Raw genomic sequence first — 16,772 nt, 5'->3', positions numbered from 1 at the left:
GGTTCCTTCAAGCGGTATGTGTCTGTTGGTTCTGCGGGGTGGCCAGGGAGCGGCCGTCGAAGCGGATTTTTTCGAGGGTGGCCCGCCCCAGGACCACACTGGGAAATACTCTGAAGCCGCCGCGGAATTCATAGATCCCGCGCCGGAGTTTCTGGCGGATCAGCGGCCAGCCCTTGGGGCGGTGGCGCGCCGGGCCGATGGCATGTTCGCCGGGGGCCTCGTTGCCCTGTTCGGCCAATGCGGGCTGGACCTGATATACCTTGATGCCGCGCGCAGGCTTTGAGGCGTCAAAGTTGAACAGGAGGTTGTCCAGGGTGATTTCGAACGGACGGCTGTCCAAGAGATGCTGCGCCGCCCGGCGGGAGATCGCATAGGCCGCACCGCCCGCGTGGCGCGACAGCATCTGGCGCACCTCGCGGCCCAGATGGGTGAAGCCATCCTTGCCAAGAGCGACCTGCAGTTTTTTGGCCCGCCAGCGTTCAAACTTGACGATGCCGGCGTCTTGCGGCCACCAGGACAGGTCCTGCAGCCAGGCGCCGGTGTCGGGCGACAGAAAGACGTCATCCTCCAGGATCAGCGCCACATCGGCATCTGATCCCAGCAACGCCTCCCAGGCCTTGGCATGGCTGAGGGTGCAGGCCATGTCCTTGGTCTGGAAATAGCCCCAGTTGCCCTCGGAGGCGCATTGCTTGAGCATCTCCTCGCGGAAGACCTCAGTGCTGTCCACCGCGTCAATCCGCGTGGCCGTGAGCCCGGCCTGATCCAGCTCCCGCTGCATCAGCTCCGCCCGGCCCGTGGCCTGCTGCAAGCCTATGAGGTAGACGGCGGCTTTCATTGGTTGCTGTCCTGTCTCAAGGCGAATTCACCCGGTATTTCGGGGAGGCGCTGACAAGAGCGCTGTTTGTTTTCGCCAGTGTGGGCTGCCATTGAGTTGGCTCCTGCAAGTTTTAGTTTGCGGGGGAAGTCGGTTTCGACCTCCCCCAATCCCCTACAACGGCTGGGAATCGTCCACGCTTCGCAGAGTTATTGTTTTTGAAGTCAAGCCATGCTCGGTGCGGTGCGTTACCTTTTGGTCAACCCACAGCACGTCGTTGCCTCTTACAAAATACTCTTCGGCGCGGCCTCTGCGGTCTTTCCGTGTTTGCTTCTTAAAACCGAGCTTTGACAGGCTTGAGAACAAAACATTAGGCAGAGAAACAGGCGCGGCATGAGGCCCTTCAAAGTTGCCGACTTTGCAATAGGATCCCCCATTGCTCAGTAGCAGCAAACCTGAGGCCGGCGAGCCGATTTCCCAACGCCTGAAGTTGCCAAGGCCCTTAAACCCAGCAGCTTTCAAACCATTGAACTTTGCCGGGTTATCCTTGCCAAGTGCAACGCATGCTTCAATGACTCTGGGCATCTCAGATCTGAAGGCAGCGGCTTTTTGAGTCGAAGCTGCAGGTTGCGGCGCCTTCGATACCTGATCAGTCGACACATTGCAGGCCGCCAACAACACCGCAAGAGTGCCGGTTGCAATGACCTTTTTCATAGGTCCGCTCAACCCTTCACCGCTTTCACGATCTTCTCGGCGCCGTCTTTCAGGTTGTCGGCGGCGATCACGTCGAGGCCGGAAGTGTTGATTATCTCCTTGCCTTTCTCGACGTTGGTGCCCTCCAGGCGGACCACCAGCGGCACCTTCAAGCCGACTTCCTTGACCGCGGCAACCACGCCCTCGGCGATGACGTCGCAGCGCATGATGCCGCCGAAGATGTTCACGAGAATACCTTTGACCTGCGGGTCGGAGGTGATGATCTTGAAGGCCTCGGTCACCTTCTCCTTGGTGGCGCCGCCGCCCACGTCAAGGAAGTTGGCAGGCTCAGCACCATAGAGCTTGATGATGTCCATGGTGGCCATCGCCAGCCCCGCACCGTTCACCATGCAGCCGATCTCACCATCCAGCGCGATATAGTTCAGGTCGTATTTGGAGGCTTCCAGCTCTTTCGGGTCTTCCTCGGTGGTGTCGCGCAGCTCTGCCACGTCGGCGTGGCGGTAGACCGCGTTGCCGTCAAAGCCGACCTTGGCGTCCAGCACCTTGAGCGCGCCGTCGTCACCCACGATCAGCGGGTTGATCTCCAGCATCTCCATGTCTTTGTCGACAAAGGCCTGATAAAGCTGGCCCATCAGTTTGACGCATTGCTTGACCTGCGCACCTTCCAGGCCGAGCGAGAAGGCAATGCGGCGGCCATGGTAGGGCTGGTAGCCGGTGGCAGGGTCGACGCTGAACGACAGGATCTTTTCCGGGGTGGCTGCGGCCACTTCCTCGATGTCCATGCCGCCTTCGGTCGAGCAGACAAAGGAGATGCGCGAGGTCTGGCGGTCCACCAGCAGTGCGAGGTACAGCTCGGTCTGGATGCCGGAGCCGGCCTCGATGTAGATGCGGTTCACCTGCTTGCCCGCGGGGCCGGTCTGATGGGTGACCAGGGTGCGGCCCAGCATCTTCTTGGCTTCCTCGGCCGCTTCCTCCACCGATTTGGTCAGGCGCACACCGCCTTTTTCGCCAGCGTCTGCTTCCTTGAAGGAACCCTTGCCGCGGCCGCCTGCGTGGATCTGTGCCTTGACCACCCACAGCGGGCCGTCCAGTTCACCGGCGGCGGTTTTGGCGTCCTCGGCTTTCAGCACCACCTTGCCGTCTGACACCGGGGCACCGTAGCTGCGAAGGAGGGCTTTTGCCTGATATTCGTGGATGTTCATCTGAAACTGTCCCGTCTGGCTGCAATTGTCTGGCTTCAATAGGCCGTCTTAAAGCCAAGTGTTAAAGGCTTTTTTGACAGGGAATGGGGAAATGGTGAAGATTTTCGAGATTTGTGATCACGGTTTTTGAGGGTGTGATCACAAATTATCGGAAGCTTAACGGCAGTGATTCGACGGTAACAGCCATCCATTGCTACCGCCGCTTCATATATCAAAAGCGTCAATCGCCGCACCGGGAGCGCCGCAGCAAAAGAAAAGGGGCCCGCCAAAAGCGGACCCCCTGATCTGTTCAAGGCTTTTTGGCTCAGGCCAGCGAGCTGTCGATACCTTTGCAGGCCTCGACCAGGCCTTTCACAGCATTGACCGAGTTGTCGAACATGACTTGCTCTTCCTCGTTCAACTGGATGTTCACAACCTTCTCGATGCCGCCGGCGCCGATCACGGTGGGGACACCCACATACATGCCCTTCACGCCGATCTCGCCGTCGCAATAAGCAGCACAGGGCAGCACGCGCTTCTGATCTTTCAGGTAGGCTTCGGCCATTTCGATGGCGCTGGTTGCCGGTGCATAAAAGGCGGAGCCGGTTTTCAGCAGGCCGACGATTTCGGCGCCGCCGTCACGGGTACGCTGCAGGATGGCGTCCAGGCGCTCCTGGGTGGTCCAGCCCATTTTGACCAGGTCGGGCAACGGGATGCCGGCCACCGTGGAATAGCGCACGGAGGGCACCATTGTGTCGCCATGGCCGCCCAGCACGAATGCGGTGACGTCTTTCATGGAGACGTTGAATTCTTCGGCCAGGAAGTGACGGAAGCGGGCAGAGTCCAGCACGCCGGCCATGCCGCAGACCTTGGCGTGGGGCAGGCCTGAGAATTCGCGCAGGGCCCAGACCATCGCGTCCAGCGGGTTGGTGATGCAGATCACAAATGCGTCCGGCGCGTGGTCGCGGATGCCTTCGCCGACGGACTTCATCACCTTCAGGTTGATGCCCAGCAGATCGTCGCGGCTCATGCCCGGCTTGCGCGGCACGCCGGCAGTCACGATGCAGACGTCGGCGCCTGCAATGTCCTCATAGGACTGTGTGCCTTTGAGGCTGGCGTCAAAGCCTTCGGAAGGACCGGATTGTGCGATGTCCAGCGCCTTGCCTTCGGGGGTGCCTTCGGCGATGTCAAAGAGCACGACGTCGCCGAGTTCCTTGAGGGCTGCGAGATGTGCGAGGGTGCCGCCGATCTGACCTGCGCCGATGAGGGCGATTTTGGGTCGTGCCATTGGGAATGTCTCCGGTCCGGTTGAAATTTCCTGATGCCTACGGCGTAACGGCCCGCCGTGCAAGGGTTCCGCGCTGCGGCAAAGGGTTCGGTATACTTGTGTATGCTGCGCTGGTATCGCTAAAGGGCGTGTAATTCAGGGCTTTCGAGGGCGGGCAATGATGGCATTTGACGCTATGTTTTTCGTTTTTGCCATCCCGGCAGTCGTTTTTGCGGGCGTGTCCAAGAGCGGTTTCGGGTCCGGCGCGGCCTTTGCTTCGGCGTCGATTCTGGCGCTGGTGATTGAGCCGGGCGCGGCCTTGGCGCTGATGCTGCCGCTGTTGATGCTGATCGATCTGGCCAATCTGAAACCCTATTGGGGCCGCTGGAATCTGCGCGCCTCGCTGTTGCTGATCGCGGGCGGGCTGCCGGGTGTCGGGCTGGGCGCCTGGCTGTACTCGGCGGTGAATGACGATGCGATGCGGGTTCTGATCGGTGCGGTCTCAATCGGGTTTGTGCTGTGGCAGCTGCGCGGGTGGCTTGGGTTTGGCAGCCTGTCTGCCGCACAGCTTTCTGACCGCACCGGACTGCTTGCCGGGGTGGCTGTCGGGTTTACCAGTTTTGTCAGCCATGCGGGCGGGCCGCCGGCCGCGGTTTATCTCCTCAGCCTGAAGTTGCGCAAGACCGAATATCAGGCCAGCACCGTGCTGATCTTCTGGGCGGTCAATATCGCCAAGGCGGTTCCCTATGCCTGGCTGGGGATGTTCACTTGGGAGACGCTGAAGCTTGATCTGCTGCTGGCGCCCTTTGCGCTGCTCGGCGCCTGGCTGGGGGTGCGGCTGCATCACAGCCTCCCGGAGCGCGGGTTCTTTGCGCTGACCTATGTGCTGCTGAGTGTGACCGGAGCCAAGCTGATCTGGGACGGGCTGACCTGAATACTGCTCGCCAGTGTTTTCATTGCGGCCAGCCCGCGCGGCGTCCCCGGCCGCTTAACCTGCTGCCTGGAAACCTGCTTCAATAACTGCTGCTCAGGCGTCGCTGTCGGTGTCCGGCAGTGCTTCTGCGAGCACTTCATACGACTGGCCCGAGGCCACCAGGCAGGTCATGCCGTTGGGTGTGGTCACTGTGATGGTCCAGCTGCCGGTGTTTTCGGAGGCAAAGGTCTCCATCACCATGCCTTTCTGGCCCACGCCGATGCTTTGACGGCTTTCGCCGTATTTTTCTGCCAGCCGTTTGATCACTGTGTCGCGCGGGGCGCAGTTGCGGCTTTGCGCGGCGGCAGGTGCAGCAGCCAGGGTCAGCACGGCGAGGGCCGCGGGCAGTGCGAAAAGTGTCATTTTCATCTCGTTTTACCCTTTCCGGAACGGCCGGACAGAGCGGGGCGCCTGACGGCAGCCCCCGGTATCCCTGTGCGGGCCGGTGTGTAACGCAATTCGAAATGCAGGCCCCATGCCTGCGGGCAACAGGTGCGGCCTGGGGTGGCGGCAGGGGTCCTGTGCCTTGGTATCCATCAGTTTGGCGATCAGATGCTGATAAGTGGTTAACCCAGAGGGCGCTGAAAAATCACTAATTCTGTCAATATCTTGCTGCGTTCGCGGGGAAGGTTACGCTGCGCTGCGGCGGAATTGTACTTGAAAGTATACAATCGAATCTGTACCGCTTTACGCAACAAAATAACTTTTGGAGAGCCTTAATGGACCCGCGTGCGCGCCCTTACCGTTCGGTTTTGTATATTCCCGGCTCCAACGCACGCGCGCTGGAGAAGGCCAAAACCCTGCCGGTGGATGCGGTGATCTTTGATCTGGAAGACGCGGTATCGGTGGACGAAAAGCCCAATGCCCGCGAGACCTTGGCCCAGGCGTTGGAGGCGGGCGGCTTTGGTGCACGGATAAAGATTGTGCGGATCAACGGGCTGGATACGGTCTGGGGCCGCGAGGACGCGATTGCGGCGGCAAAAATGGACTGCGACGCGATTCTTCTGCCCAAGGTGAACGGGCCTGAAGACCTGGATGCGCTGGCGGAAATCACCGGCGGTATCCCGTTGTGGGCGATGATGGAAACCCCGCGCGGCATGCTGAATGCTGCCGCGATTGCCGCCCATCCCAAGCTGCAGGGCATGGTGATGGGCACCAATGACCTGGCCAAGGAACTGCAGACCCGTTTCCGCCCGGACCGGATGCCGATGATGGCCGGGCTGGGCCTGTGCCTGCTGGCTGCCAAAGCCGAGGGGCTGGTGATCGTCGATGGTGTTTACAACGCGTTCAAGGATGTTGAGGGGCTATCGGCGGAATGCGCGCAAGGCCGCGACATGGGCTTTGACGGCAAGACCCTGATCCACCCGGCGCAGGTGGAGACAGCCAATACAGCCTTTGCCCCGACCGAGCGCGAGGCCGAGACTGCCCGCCGCCAGATTGCCGCTTTTGAGGAGGCGCAGGCCGCAGGCCAGGGTGTGGCCGTGGTCGATGGCAGGATAGTCGAGAACCTGCATGTTGTAACCGCGCGTGAGATCCTGGCAAAAGCGGATGCAATCGCCGCGCTTTCGGCCTAGCTGTTGACCCGGTTAACAGCATTGGGAGACTGATATGGCGCTATTAATTCTAGGCATCCTGTTGTGGTGGGGCGGCCACTTGTTCAAACGGCTGGCGCCGGAGCAGCGCGCCGCCATGGGCAATGGCGGCCGCGGCGTGGTGGCGCTGGTGCTGGTTGCTGGCGTTGTGCTGATGGTGCTGGGTTACCGCTCTGCCGATGTCTATGACCTTGCCGCGCCGCCGCCGTTTCTGCGTCACATCAACAACCTGTTGGTTCTGATTGCCATCTATCTGATGAGCCCGGCGCCGAAGAAAGGCGCGCTGCTGAATGGTATGCGCCACCCGATGCTTGCGGGGTTCAAGCTGTGGGCCGTGGCGCATCTGCTGGTGAACTGGGATGCGGCTTCCTTTGTGCTGTTCGGCGGGCTGCTGGCCTGGGCGGTGGCTGAGGTCATCGTGATCAACCGGTCGGAGCCCGAGTGGCAGCCGGGCCCCAAAGGGACCCTGGCCAAGGACGGGATGTTCCTTGCTGCCTCGATTGTCCTGATGGGGGTGATCGGCTACGTCCACGGCATGGTCGGCCCGTCGCCGTTCGGCGGCTAGGCCCATAGCAGGATAGGACACCATGAAACTCTACCGATTCTTGTCCGAGGACGACACCTCTGCCTTCTGCCACAAGGTGACCGATGCGCTGAACAAGGGATGGGAGCTGCACGGAAGCCCGACCCAGGCCTTTGATCCGGTGAAAGGGATCATGCGCTGCGGCCAGGCAGTGGTGAAGGAGGCGGACGGAACCTACACGCCTGAGACCAAACTGGGAGAACACTGATGGCCAAGACCAATCCGGCCAAGACAAATCCGGGAAGATTTTTCGAAGACTACACAGTCGGCGAAGTGATCCGCCACGCGGTGCCGCGCACGGTGTCGGGCGGCGAGCGGGCGCTGTACCATGCGCTCTATCCGGCGCGCCATGCGCTCTATTCTTCGGATGAGTTTGCCCGGGCCTCTGGTCTGCCATCGGCGCCGCTGGATGATCTGGCGGCCTTCCATGTGGTGTTCGGCAAGACGGTGCCGGACATCTCCCTCAATGCGTTGGCGAACCTCGGCTATGCCGAGGGGCGCTGGCTGCTGCCGGTCTATCCCGGCGACACGCTGCGCTCGGAATCCGAGGTGATCGGCCTGAAGCAGAACTCCAACGGCAAGTCCGGCGTGGTTTATGTGCGGACCCGCGGGCTGAACCAGCGCGATGACTGCGTGATGGAATACGTGCGCTGGGTAATGGTGCGCAAAGGCGATCTGGATGCCCCGGCACCTGAGACGGTTATTCCGGAATTGAACAAGGTGATCCCCGCAGGCCAGCTGGTGATCCCGGCGGGGCTGGACTTCAGCAATTACGATTTCACTCTGGCAGGCGAGCCGCATCGCTGGGGCGATTACGAGGTGGGCGAGACCATCGACCACGTGGATGGTGTCACCATCGAGGAAGCCGAGCACATGATGGCGACCCGCCTGTGGCAGAACACCGCCAAGGTGCATTTTGACAGTACAGCGCGCCCGGATGGCACCCGGCTGATATACGGGGGCCATGTGATTTCGATGGCGCGGACGCTGTCCTTCAACGGGCTGGCCAATGCGCAGATGATCGTGGGGCTGAATGGCGGGGCGCATGCCAACCCCTGCCTGTCGGGGCTGACGGTGCGGGCCTGGTCCGAGGTGCTGGACAAGGCGGACACAAGCGCACCGGGTGTCGGGGCGATCCGGCTGCGGCTGGTGGCCACCAAGGGCGGCACGCCGTTTGAGCTGAAGGGCGAGGACGGCAAGTATTTGCCGGATGTGCTGCTCGATCTCGACTACTGGGCCTTGATGCCGAAATAACAGGGGAGGGGGCGCCGCCCCCTCGCAGGCGCGGCCTGCTCACCCCTGGAGTATTTCAGACCAGAAAGAAGCGGCAGGAGCGGGCGGTGCTGGCAGAAATGTGATGACCTTTTCCAGGATTGCCGCTTAAGCTGGCGGCATGCGGGTTTTGCAGCTTCTGGTTTTTTCCATGGTTTTCCTCTGGCCGCTGCGGGCAGCGGCCTGCGATCTGGCATTGGTGCTGGCGGTGGATGTCTCCGGCTCTGTCGATGCCGAGGAATACCGCATTCAGATGGACGGGCTGGCGGCGGGGTTGCGCGACGGTGTCGTTTCTGAGGCGCTGGTCAAGGCGCGGGCGCAGGTGCTGTTGATTCAATGGTCCGGCGAGTCACGGCAGGAGGTGACGCTGCCTTGGGGGCCGGTGCGCAGTTTTGCCGATGTCGAGGCATTGGCCCGGCGGATCGAACAGGCGCCGCGGCCCTGGCGCAATTACTCCACTGCGGTGGGGGAGGCGCTGCTCCTGGCGCTGGATCAATTCTCTGCAGTGCCGGATTGCAAGCGCAGGGTGATCGACATTTCCGGTGACGGGTTTTCCAATGAAGGCGTTGAGCCGCGCGAGGCGCACGGGGCGCTGTCCGCCCTTGGGGTGACCGTGAACGCCATCGCCATCGAGCAGAGCGAGCCGGATCTGACAGCCTATTTTTTTGAAAACGTGATCCGCGGTGAGGGCGCTTTTGTGGTCACTGCCGCGAGTTTTGACGACTACCCTGCGCGGATCCGCAAGAAGCTGGTGCGGGAGGTTGCAAGACAGACCGCTGCGCTGCCGCCCGAAGCAGACAGGGGGGTGCTGGCTTTGCAGTGATTTGCAGATTGCCTTGTGATTCTGCAAAAATTTTCCAATTTGTAAATTTGTGATCACTAATTATTTGCTGTGATCACAAGTCGTGGCCTTTTAGCGCCAACAGAGCAATTTCCCGTGTTTTTTAACACTTCCTTCGGGTGACACGCCGTAAAAATCGGCTAAAACGTCGTCAGCCAACCTGAAAAGGAGCCAACATGGCCGATGTCAATCGGGGCAACCGCCCGCTTTCGCCGCATTTGCAGGTCTACCGGCCGCAGCTGACCTCCCTGACGTCGATCCTGACCCGGATCACCGGCAACGCACTGATAGTCTCGGCGCTGCTGATCGCCTGGTGGTTCCTGGCCGCCGCAACCTCATCTGAATACTTCGCCATTGCCAATGGTGTGCTGACCAGCTGGTTCGGCGATCTGGTGATGGTGCTGTCGGCGCTGGGCCTTTGGTATCACACGCTTGCAGGTATCCGGCACCTGATCTGGGACAACGGCTATATGCTGGATCTGGACCAGGCTGAGAAACTGGGCTGGTTTGTGATCACAGGATCAGTGATCCTGACCGTTCTGACCATCATTATCGTCTAAGCTAAAGGACACACGCGATGCGATTTCTGACTGACCGCAAGCGCGCCGTTGGCATGGGCGCTGCAAAATCCGGAACCAGCCATCATTGGGCGATGCAGGTGAGCTCTGTTGCTCTCTTGATCCTGGTGCCGCTGTTTGTCTTCACCTTCGGCTCGGCGCTGGGCGGATCTTACGAGGAGATCACCGCCTATTATTCGCGTCCGTTCCCGGCACTTGTGGCGGCGCTGACCATCTGGGTCGGCATGATGCACTTTAAATCCGGCGCCCAGATCATGATCGAGGATTACGTGCATGGCGTCAAAGGCCGCCTGACGATCATCCTGGTCAACTGCCTGTCTTATGCCGTCGCCGCGACCAGCGCCTATGCGCTGATCCGCCTGGCCCTGTAACTCCCCGAGGTTTCCATCAATGGCTGCTTACGAATACGAAACACATGAATATGACGTGGTCGTGGTTGGCGCCGGCGGGGCTGGCCTCCGCGCGACGCTGGGTATGGCCGAGCAGGGGCTGCGCACCGCCTGTGTGACCAAGGTGTTCCCGACCCGCTCCCACACCGTGGCGGCGCAGGGCGGCATTGCCGCCAGCTTGGGCAACATGGGGCCCGACAGCTGGCAGTGGCATATGTATGACACCGTCAAAGGCTCTGACTGGCTGGGCGACACCGACGCGATGGAATATCTGGCGCGTGAGGCGCCCAAGGCAGTTTACGAGCTGGAACACTACGGCGTGCCCTTCTCGCGGACCGAAGAGGGCAAGATCTACCAGCGTCCTTTCGGCGGCCACACCACCGAGTTCGGCGAAGGCCCCGCGGTGCAGCGCACCTGTGCCGCGGCTGACCGGACCGGCCACGCGATCCTGCACACGCTTTATGGCCAGTCGCTGAAAAACAACGCTGAGTTCTACATCGAGTATTTCGCCATCGACCTGATCATGTCCGAGGACGGGCAGTGCCAGGGCGTTGTGTGCTGGAAGCTGGATGACGGCACCATGCATGTTTTCAACGCCAAAATGGTGGTGCTGGCGACCGGCGGTTATGGCCGCGCCTATTTCTCCGCCACCTCGGCGCATACCTGCACGGGCGACGGCGGCGGCATGGTGGCCCGCGCCGGCCTGGCGCTGCAGGACATGGAATTTGTTCAATTCCATCCGACCGGCATCTACGGCTCCGGCTGCCTGATCACCGAAGGCGCGCGGGGCGAGGGCGGCTACCTCACCAACTCCGAAGGCGAACGCTTCATGGAGCGCTATGCGCCCCAGTACAAAGACCTGGCACCGCGCGATTATGTTTCCCGGTCTATGACGATGGAAATCCGCGAAGGCCGCGGGGTCGGCGCCGAGGGCGACCATATCCACCTGAACCTCAGCCACCTGCCAGCCGAGGCGCTGGCGGAACGTCTGCCGGGCATCTCCGAGTCGGCCAAGATCTTTGCCGGTGTGGACGTCACCAAAGAGCCGATCCCGGTTCTGCCCACCGTGCATTACAATATGGGCGGCATCCCGACCAACTATTGGGGCGAGGTGCTGAACCCATCCGCCGAAGACCCAACCGGCGTTGTGCCGGGCCTGATGGCAGTGGGCGAGGCAGGCTGCGCCTCGGTGCATGGCGCCAACCGTCTGGGGTCCAACTCGCTGATCGACCTCGTGGTCTTTGGCCGTGCCTCTGCCATCCGCGCAGGCAAAGTTGTGGATGCGGATGCGGCGAACCCGGTGCTGAACAAGGCCTCCGTCGACAAGGCATTTGACCGCTTTGACACCCTGCGCAATGCCAAGGGCGGCGTCCCGACCGCGGATCTGCGGCTGGAGATGCAGAAATGCATGCAGGCCGACGCCGCCGTGTTCCGCACAGCGGAGACCATGGCCGAAGGTGTCGAGAAGATGACGAAGATCGCCGCCAAGATGGACGATCTGCAGGTGACCGACCGGTCGCTGGTCTGGAACTCCGACCTGATGGAAACGCTTGAGCTGACCAACCTGATGCCAAGCGCGCTGGCCACCATTGTTGGCGCCGAGGCCCGCAAGGAAAGCCGAGGCGCGCACGCGCATGAGGATTTCTCGACCCGGGACGATGAAAGCTGGCGGGTTCACACGGTATCGCGCGTGGAAGGCACCAAGGTGGAACTCAGCTACCGCCCGGTGATCACCGACCCGCTCTCTACCGAAGCCGAAGGCGGCATCAGCCTCAAGAAAATCGCGCCCAAGGCGCGGACGTTCTGATGCGGGGCATTCTGCTTGCCGGAGCATGTGCCGCTTTGGCTGCCTGTGCATCACCCGGCTCAGACATGATTCTCTCACTGAGTGAGAGCGTGCAGAAGGAGTCGCTGCGCGGCTGCCATGCCGATCTGGGGATACAGGGGCCGTTTGCGCCGCAAAAACTGGTGCTGAAGGATGGCCGTGTCTCGGTATTTGCCGCCAATGAAAACGGGGTCTCGCTGAGTGAGGCGCGCAACATGAACAAATGTTCAAGAGAGCGGCTCATGGCGAAATACAGTGCCGGAAGCGATGTTTTTGCACATAGTGCTGAGGCGCAACGCGCAAACATATTTGCTTGCAAAAATGAACGCGGAGTGGCCGGACAGTTCGAAGTGCAGGTCTTCTCCTATGGAAGCCGAGCCACCGAAGTAACAATTGTTCCGGGAGGCGCGGTTACCAAGGAAGACGCCCGCGCGATCAATGCTTGTGCGCGGGCAAAACTGCGCGGGGTTTCGACAGCGGCTCCCGGCCAGACCTACCAGGCAAGCGGCATTGAGCAGGCTGTTCCCAAGGCTGCAGCTACGGCAGGGCCGCTATTGCAGTGCCCCAAAGACGCCCCCGTACTCTACGGCGGCTCAACTTATTGTGTCGGGAGCTGAAAGTGTGTCGCGCTTCTGACTCCCTGCCACCCCGCAAGTCAGCACGAGGTGGTCTTGTGACACAGGCAACGGCCCGAGGTTCGTCAGCGCGCGCGCGGCGGATTGGCCTCAATGAATGTATTGCCGCAGGCAGCTCCTGCTTGCTGGACATGTGAAGGAGTTGATACCATGGTTCAATTCAGCCTCCCGAAGAACTCGCGTATGACCACGGGCAAGACCTGGCCCAAGCCGGACGGCGCCAGCAATGTGCGCAAGTTCAAGATCTATCGCTGGAACCCGGACGACGGCCAGAATCCGCGGGTCGATACCTACTTCCTGGATATGGACAGCTGCGGCCCGATGGTGCTGGACGCGCTGATCAAGATCAAGAACGAGATCGACCCGACGCTGACCTTCCGCCGCTCCTGCCGCGAGGGCATCTGCGGCTCCTGCGCGATGAACATCGACGGCATCAACACGCTGGCCTGTATCTATGGCATGGATGAGATCAAGGGTGATGTGGCAATCTACCCGCTGCCGCATATGCCGGTGGTCAAAGATCTGATTCCCGATCTGACGCATTTTTATGCCCAGCATGCCTCTATCATGCCGTGGTTGGAGACCAAAACCAACCGCCCGGCGAAAGAGTGGAAGCAGTCGATTGAGGACCGCAAGAAGCTGGATGGGCTTTATGAATGCGTGATGTGCGCCAGCTGCTCGACCTCTTGCCCGAGCTATTGGTGGAACGGCGACCGTTACCTTGGCCCGGCAGCCCTGCTGCACGCCTACCGCTGGATCATCGACAGCCGGGATGAGGCGACGCCCGAGCGTCTGGACCAGCTGGAAGATCCGTTCAAGCTTTACCGCTGCCACACCATCATGAATTGCGCCAAGACCTGCCCCAAGGGTCTGAACCCGGCCAAGGCGATTTCACACATCAAGCAAATGATGGTCGAGCGCAGCGTCTGATCCGCGAGGATCCTGATCCGCAAGGATCCGCCGCCTGAGGGGGCATAAATTGCACCGCCCCCGGTTTCCTGCGAAACCGGGGGTATTGTTTTTCCCCAGGCAGGCGCATCCATGAAACCCATCCTTCCAGTCCTTGCGGCTCTGACTGTTCTTTCGGGCTGCCTGTCGGCGGCGGACAATGACCGCTTGGGCGCACAGCTTGCTGCCACCGACGCGCGTATCCCCGGCTGTATCGGCGCGGCAGGCATTACCGGGCAATACCGGGTGCGGACCGAGTTTCTGGGCCATGGGGCGGGGGCGACTGTTTTACGGACCGTGCAGCCCGGACCCAATGTGACAGACGGGCAGGCGGCGCAGGCAACCTCCTGCATCAACGCCTGAACCAAGCGGGTTGAGCTTCGGCGGTTCCGGCCCTAGGATTCAGCCGTGCAACCACATGTTTTTGCCATCCTTTTAGCTGGACTTGCCGGTCTTGCGATGCCGTTGGGCGGCTTCCTTGCCTGGTGCGAGCATATTCGCAACCCGATGCTCCGGGACGAGGTGCTTCACACCATCGGGGCCTTTGGCGGCGGGGCGCTGGCCTCGGCAGTGGCGCTGGTGCTGGTGCCGGAAGCGGTCGAGGTTCTGCCGCCCGCCTGGGCGGTTGGCCTGTTTGCCGCAGGCGGAGCGGTGTTTTATGCGGTCGATACGCTATTGCAGCGTCACGGGGGCAGCGGTGCATTGCTTCTGGCGATGCTGCTGGACTACCTGCCGGAGGCGATGGCGCTTGGCGCAATGCTGGTTGCCGATGCCGCCACTGCCAAGCTTCTGGCGCTGATGATCTTCCTGCAGAACCTGCCCGAAGGTTTTGCCGCCTTCCGCGAGGTCTGGCGCGGCAGCAGCCCGGCCTGGCACGTGCTGCTGGCTTTTCTGGGTCTGGCCGCACTTGGGCCGGTCTGTGCGCTGGTTGGGCTGGTATGGCTGGCAGACGCCCGTGCTGCGCTGGGGGCGATCATGATCTTTGCCGCTGGCGGAATCCTCTATCTTCTGTTCCAGGATATTGCGCCCAAGGCCCACTCCAGTCGCAGCAACGTGCCGGCACTGGGTGCGGTTGCCGGTTTTGCGCTGGGGCTGGCCGGAGAGCTTCTGACCCGCTGAGACTTGCCTGCCGGGTTTGCAATGCGGTGCCTGCATGGCGCCCTTGCACAATCATCTGCTGCAGCGGGTTTGGCCTGGGCCTATCCTCCTGCTCGAGGGAGGATATTGCCAGATTATGGAGGCAACCAGATGACCCCCGTGAAACCGCAAAAGAAGCAGGCTGCACAAGACGCGCTGGACGCGCTGGAGCAAGCTTTTGCCTATTACTCTCCGGACCCGCTGCCGGCGGTTGAGCAGCCCGGCCCCGGCGAATGGGTAATCGAATACTATCAGGCGGCTTGAGGTCCATAGCAGTTGAGCCTGCTGCCGCCGCCGCATAGACAAGGATCATGCCCCTATTGCTGCTGCTTCTCCTCGCCGGGGTGTTCGGCTATTTCTTGTGGCGCCGCAGCGCCACAGGCCTGACCCGCAATTGCCGCTGGCGCCAGCAGCGCGCCAAAGGGCAATGGTTCTGCAGCTATTGCGGTGCGGTTGCACCGGGCGGGGAAGCCCCGCGCTTCTGCCGCAATCCGCAGCGCAAACCCTAGGGGAACTCTCCCGCGCCCGCAGGCGCACGGGCTGCGCCGGAGCGCCTTCCGTGCGGCCTTGGGCCCGGCACCGCGCCAAGGCGCGCTGCCGGGCCCAACTGCGGCGGGGCTTTGCAAGGCCCCTGAAGCAGGCGGGAGCGCACCTGTCTGCCGGTACTCTGCTGGCAGGGCAAAGAAAACACTTGAACGACTCAGGCACATGCCCGATATGGACGCCCAAGACGCCAACGCACGCGCCTCTGGCGAAAGGGGTTACGCCCCTACGGTTACGTAGCGACGGTAACGTCTCTGACAGAACTGAGCGGTCATATATGGCCGGGTCTTTTGGAGATGACCATGAACGCAAACGTAGCCGGGCTGACTGCCCGTAATTGCGAAACTGTATCCCGCACTTTGAGCTTCATCGCTTCAAGCCGGTTCGAGCGGCCGACACTGGTGGTGGACGCCGAAGCGGTTGCCGCGAAGTACCAGGCGCTGGCCCGCGGGCTGGGCCGCGCCCGCATTCATTATGCGGTCAAGGCCAATCCGGCAGCGGGCATACTTGAGCGGCTGGTGCAGGAAGGATCCAATTTCGACGCGGCCAGCCGGGCGGAGATCGAAATGTGCCTGGCGGCAGGCGCTGCGGCCAGCCGGATCAGTTTTGGCAATACCATCAAACGGCCTGCCGATATCGCCTTTGCCCACAGCATCGGCATCACCCATTTCGCCGCCGATGCGCGTGAGGAGCTGGACAAGCTGGCCGCGCATGCGCCGGGAGCCAAGATCTGCCTACGGCTGATCGTCGAGGCCAGCGAGGCCGACTGGCCGCTCAGCCGCAAATTCGGCTGCACGCCGGAAAAGGCGCTGAAGCTGATGGATTATGCTGCCGCCCGCGGTTTGCAGGTCGATGGCCTGTCGTTCCACGTCGGCTCGCAAACCCGCGAGCCGCAGATGTGGGAGGGCACCCTGGAGCAAGTCGCGCAGGTCTGGCGCCGGGCGCATGAGGCGGGTCATAAGCTGAACCTGTTGAACATAGGCGGCGGTTTTCCGGCCTCTTATGGCTCGGACATGATGCCAGCCGAAGATTACGCCCGCGCAGTGATGGCACAGGTTGGAGCGCATTTTGGCGATGTGCCGGAGATTATGGCCGAACCGGGCCGCGGATTGGTGGCCGAGGCGGGCGCTATTGCCGCCGAGGTACTGCTGGCCTCGCGCAAGCACGACGACGATTTGCACCGCTGGGTCTATCTCGACATCGGCATGTTCTCGGGTTTGGCCGAGACCATGGGTGAGGCGATCCGATACCGGATCACCACGGACCGCGACCACGAGACCACCGGCCCTTGTATTCTGGCCGGTCCGTCTTGCGACAGCGCGGATGTGCTGTACGAGCGCAAGCCCTACCAGCTGCCGCTGGGGCTGAGGGGCGGCGACCGCGTGGTGATCCATTCCTGCGGCGCATATACCTCGACCTATGCGTCGGTCGGCTTCAATGGCTTCCCGCCGCTGGATGTTGTGGTGATCTGACGGTTGTG

Annotated in this window: 21 protein-coding genes; 16 read left to right on the top strand and 5 right to left on the bottom strand. The window is 61.7% G+C overall.

Annotated features, from left to right (window positions below; genetic code table 11):
- Positions 1 to 7 precede the first annotated feature (7 nt).
- The 4 genes from A2I95_RS12325 to mdh form a co-directional block, all read right to left on the bottom strand.
- Positions 8 to 835: a glycosyltransferase family 25 protein gene (locus A2I95_RS12325; protein ID WP_291730051.1), complete on the bottom strand. Its 828-nt coding sequence runs from the start codon at positions 833 to 835 to the stop codon at positions 8 to 10.
- Between the two features lie 153 nt (positions 836 to 988).
- The gene (locus A2I95_RS12320; RefSeq protein WP_291730050.1) at positions 989 to 1,528 is read right to left on the bottom strand and encodes a hypothetical protein; all 540 of its coding nucleotides are present in this window, start codon (positions 1,526 to 1,528) and stop codon (positions 989 to 991) included.
- Between the two features lie 8 nt (positions 1,529 to 1,536).
- The gene (gene sucC / locus A2I95_RS12315) at positions 1,537 to 2,730 is read right to left on the bottom strand and encodes an ADP-forming succinate--CoA ligase subunit beta (protein ID WP_291730049.1); all 1,194 of its coding nucleotides are present in this window, start codon (positions 2,728 to 2,730) and stop codon (positions 1,537 to 1,539) included.
- A gap of 304 nt (positions 2,731 to 3,034) precedes the next feature.
- Positions 3,035 to 3,997, bottom strand: a complete 963-nt coding sequence (gene mdh / locus A2I95_RS12310) for a malate dehydrogenase (protein ID WP_291730048.1) — start codon at positions 3,995 to 3,997, stop codon at positions 3,035 to 3,037.
- 157 nt (positions 3,998 to 4,154) lie between these two features.
- On the opposite strand from mdh, the gene A2I95_RS12305 reads away from it, so the two are divergent.
- Positions 4,155 to 4,910, top strand: coding sequence for a sulfite exporter TauE/SafE family protein (locus tag A2I95_RS12305; protein ID WP_291730047.1), 756 nt, complete (start codon positions 4,155 to 4,157; stop codon positions 4,908 to 4,910).
- Between the two features lie 93 nt (positions 4,911 to 5,003).
- On the opposite strand, the gene A2I95_RS12300 is transcribed toward A2I95_RS12305, so the two are convergent.
- Positions 5,004 to 5,318: a hypothetical protein gene (locus A2I95_RS12300; RefSeq protein WP_291730046.1), complete on the bottom strand. Its 315-nt coding sequence runs from the start codon at positions 5,316 to 5,318 to the stop codon at positions 5,004 to 5,006.
- A gap of 350 nt (positions 5,319 to 5,668) precedes the next feature.
- Here A2I95_RS12300 and A2I95_RS12295 point away from each other — a divergent pair, with 350 nt between their 5' ends.
- The 15 genes from A2I95_RS12295 (at position 5,669) to A2I95_RS12225 (ending at position 16,764) form a co-directional block, all read left to right on the top strand.
- Entirely contained in the window at positions 5,669 to 6,523 is an 855-nt protein-coding gene (locus tag A2I95_RS12295) for a CoA ester lyase (protein ID WP_291730045.1), read from the top strand.
- Positions 6,524 to 6,557: 34 nt separating this feature from the next.
- Entirely contained in the window at positions 6,558 to 7,106 is a 549-nt protein-coding gene (locus A2I95_RS12290) for an NnrU family protein (protein WP_291730044.1), read from the top strand.
- Between the two features lie 22 nt (positions 7,107 to 7,128).
- On the top strand, positions 7,129 to 7,332 hold the full coding sequence (locus A2I95_RS12285; RefSeq protein ID WP_027235108.1) for a DUF1737 domain-containing protein: 204 nt from the start codon (positions 7,129 to 7,131) through the stop codon (positions 7,330 to 7,332).
- A complete protein-coding gene (locus A2I95_RS12280; RefSeq protein WP_291730043.1) occupies positions 7,332 to 8,378 on the top strand; it encodes a MaoC family dehydratase in 1,047 nt (348 codons plus the stop codon). The genes A2I95_RS12285 and A2I95_RS12280 overlap by 1 nt, the downstream gene beginning before the upstream one ends.
- Positions 8,379 to 8,517: 139 nt before the next feature.
- Entirely contained in the window at positions 8,518 to 9,219 is a 702-nt protein-coding gene (locus tag A2I95_RS12275; RefSeq protein ID WP_291730042.1) for a DUF1194 domain-containing protein, read from the top strand.
- Positions 9,220 to 9,413: 194 nt separating this feature from the next.
- Positions 9,414 to 9,797 carry a succinate dehydrogenase, cytochrome b556 subunit gene (gene sdhC / locus A2I95_RS12270; RefSeq protein WP_291730040.1) on the top strand — a complete coding sequence of 128 codons (384 nt, stop codon included), beginning with the start codon at positions 9,414 to 9,416 and terminating at the stop codon, positions 9,795 to 9,797.
- A gap of 17 nt (positions 9,798 to 9,814) precedes the next feature.
- Positions 9,815 to 10,186: a succinate dehydrogenase, hydrophobic membrane anchor protein gene (gene sdhD / locus A2I95_RS12265; RefSeq protein ID WP_259994659.1), complete on the top strand. Its 372-nt coding sequence runs from the start codon at positions 9,815 to 9,817 to the stop codon at positions 10,184 to 10,186.
- 19 nt (positions 10,187 to 10,205) lie between these two features.
- Positions 10,206 to 12,011, top strand: coding sequence for a succinate dehydrogenase flavoprotein subunit (gene sdhA, locus A2I95_RS12260; protein ID WP_291730038.1), 1,806 nt, complete (start codon positions 10,206 to 10,208; stop codon positions 12,009 to 12,011).
- Positions 12,011 to 12,646, top strand: a complete 636-nt coding sequence (locus A2I95_RS12255) for a hypothetical protein (protein ID WP_291730037.1) — start codon at positions 12,011 to 12,013, stop codon at positions 12,644 to 12,646. Before sdhA ends, A2I95_RS12255 begins: the two co-directional genes overlap by 1 nt.
- A gap of 168 nt (positions 12,647 to 12,814) precedes the next feature.
- Positions 12,815 to 13,594: a succinate dehydrogenase iron-sulfur subunit gene (locus tag A2I95_RS12250; protein WP_291730036.1), complete on the top strand. Its 780-nt coding sequence runs from the start codon at positions 12,815 to 12,817 to the stop codon at positions 13,592 to 13,594.
- 111 nt (positions 13,595 to 13,705) lie between these two features.
- Entirely contained in the window at positions 13,706 to 13,975 is a 270-nt protein-coding gene (locus tag A2I95_RS12245) for a hypothetical protein (RefSeq protein ID WP_291730035.1), read from the top strand.
- Positions 13,976 to 14,020: 45 nt separating this feature from the next.
- Positions 14,021 to 14,731 (top strand): divalent cation transporter, encoded by a 711-nt coding sequence (locus tag A2I95_RS12240; protein ID WP_291730034.1) that lies wholly within the window; start codon positions 14,021 to 14,023, stop codon positions 14,729 to 14,731.
- Positions 14,732 to 14,860: 129 nt separating this feature from the next.
- Positions 14,861 to 15,013 carry a hypothetical protein gene (locus A2I95_RS12235; RefSeq protein WP_291730033.1) on the top strand — a complete coding sequence of 51 codons (153 nt, stop codon included), beginning with the start codon at positions 14,861 to 14,863 and terminating at the stop codon, positions 15,011 to 15,013.
- 47 nt (positions 15,014 to 15,060) lie between these two features.
- On the top strand, positions 15,061 to 15,258 hold the full coding sequence (locus tag A2I95_RS12230; RefSeq protein ID WP_291730032.1) for a hypothetical protein: 198 nt from the start codon (positions 15,061 to 15,063) through the stop codon (positions 15,256 to 15,258).
- Between the two features lie 330 nt (positions 15,259 to 15,588).
- A complete protein-coding gene (locus A2I95_RS12225) occupies positions 15,589 to 16,764 on the top strand; it encodes a type III PLP-dependent enzyme (protein WP_291730031.1) in 1,176 nt (391 codons plus the stop codon).
- The last annotated feature ends 8 nt before the right edge of the window (positions 16,765 to 16,772 follow it).

Source organism: Leisingera sp. F5 (genome assembly GCF_001593695.1).
The sequence above is the reverse complement of the archived record's forward strand: the minus strand, read 5'-3'. Positions and strand labels throughout refer to the sequence as shown.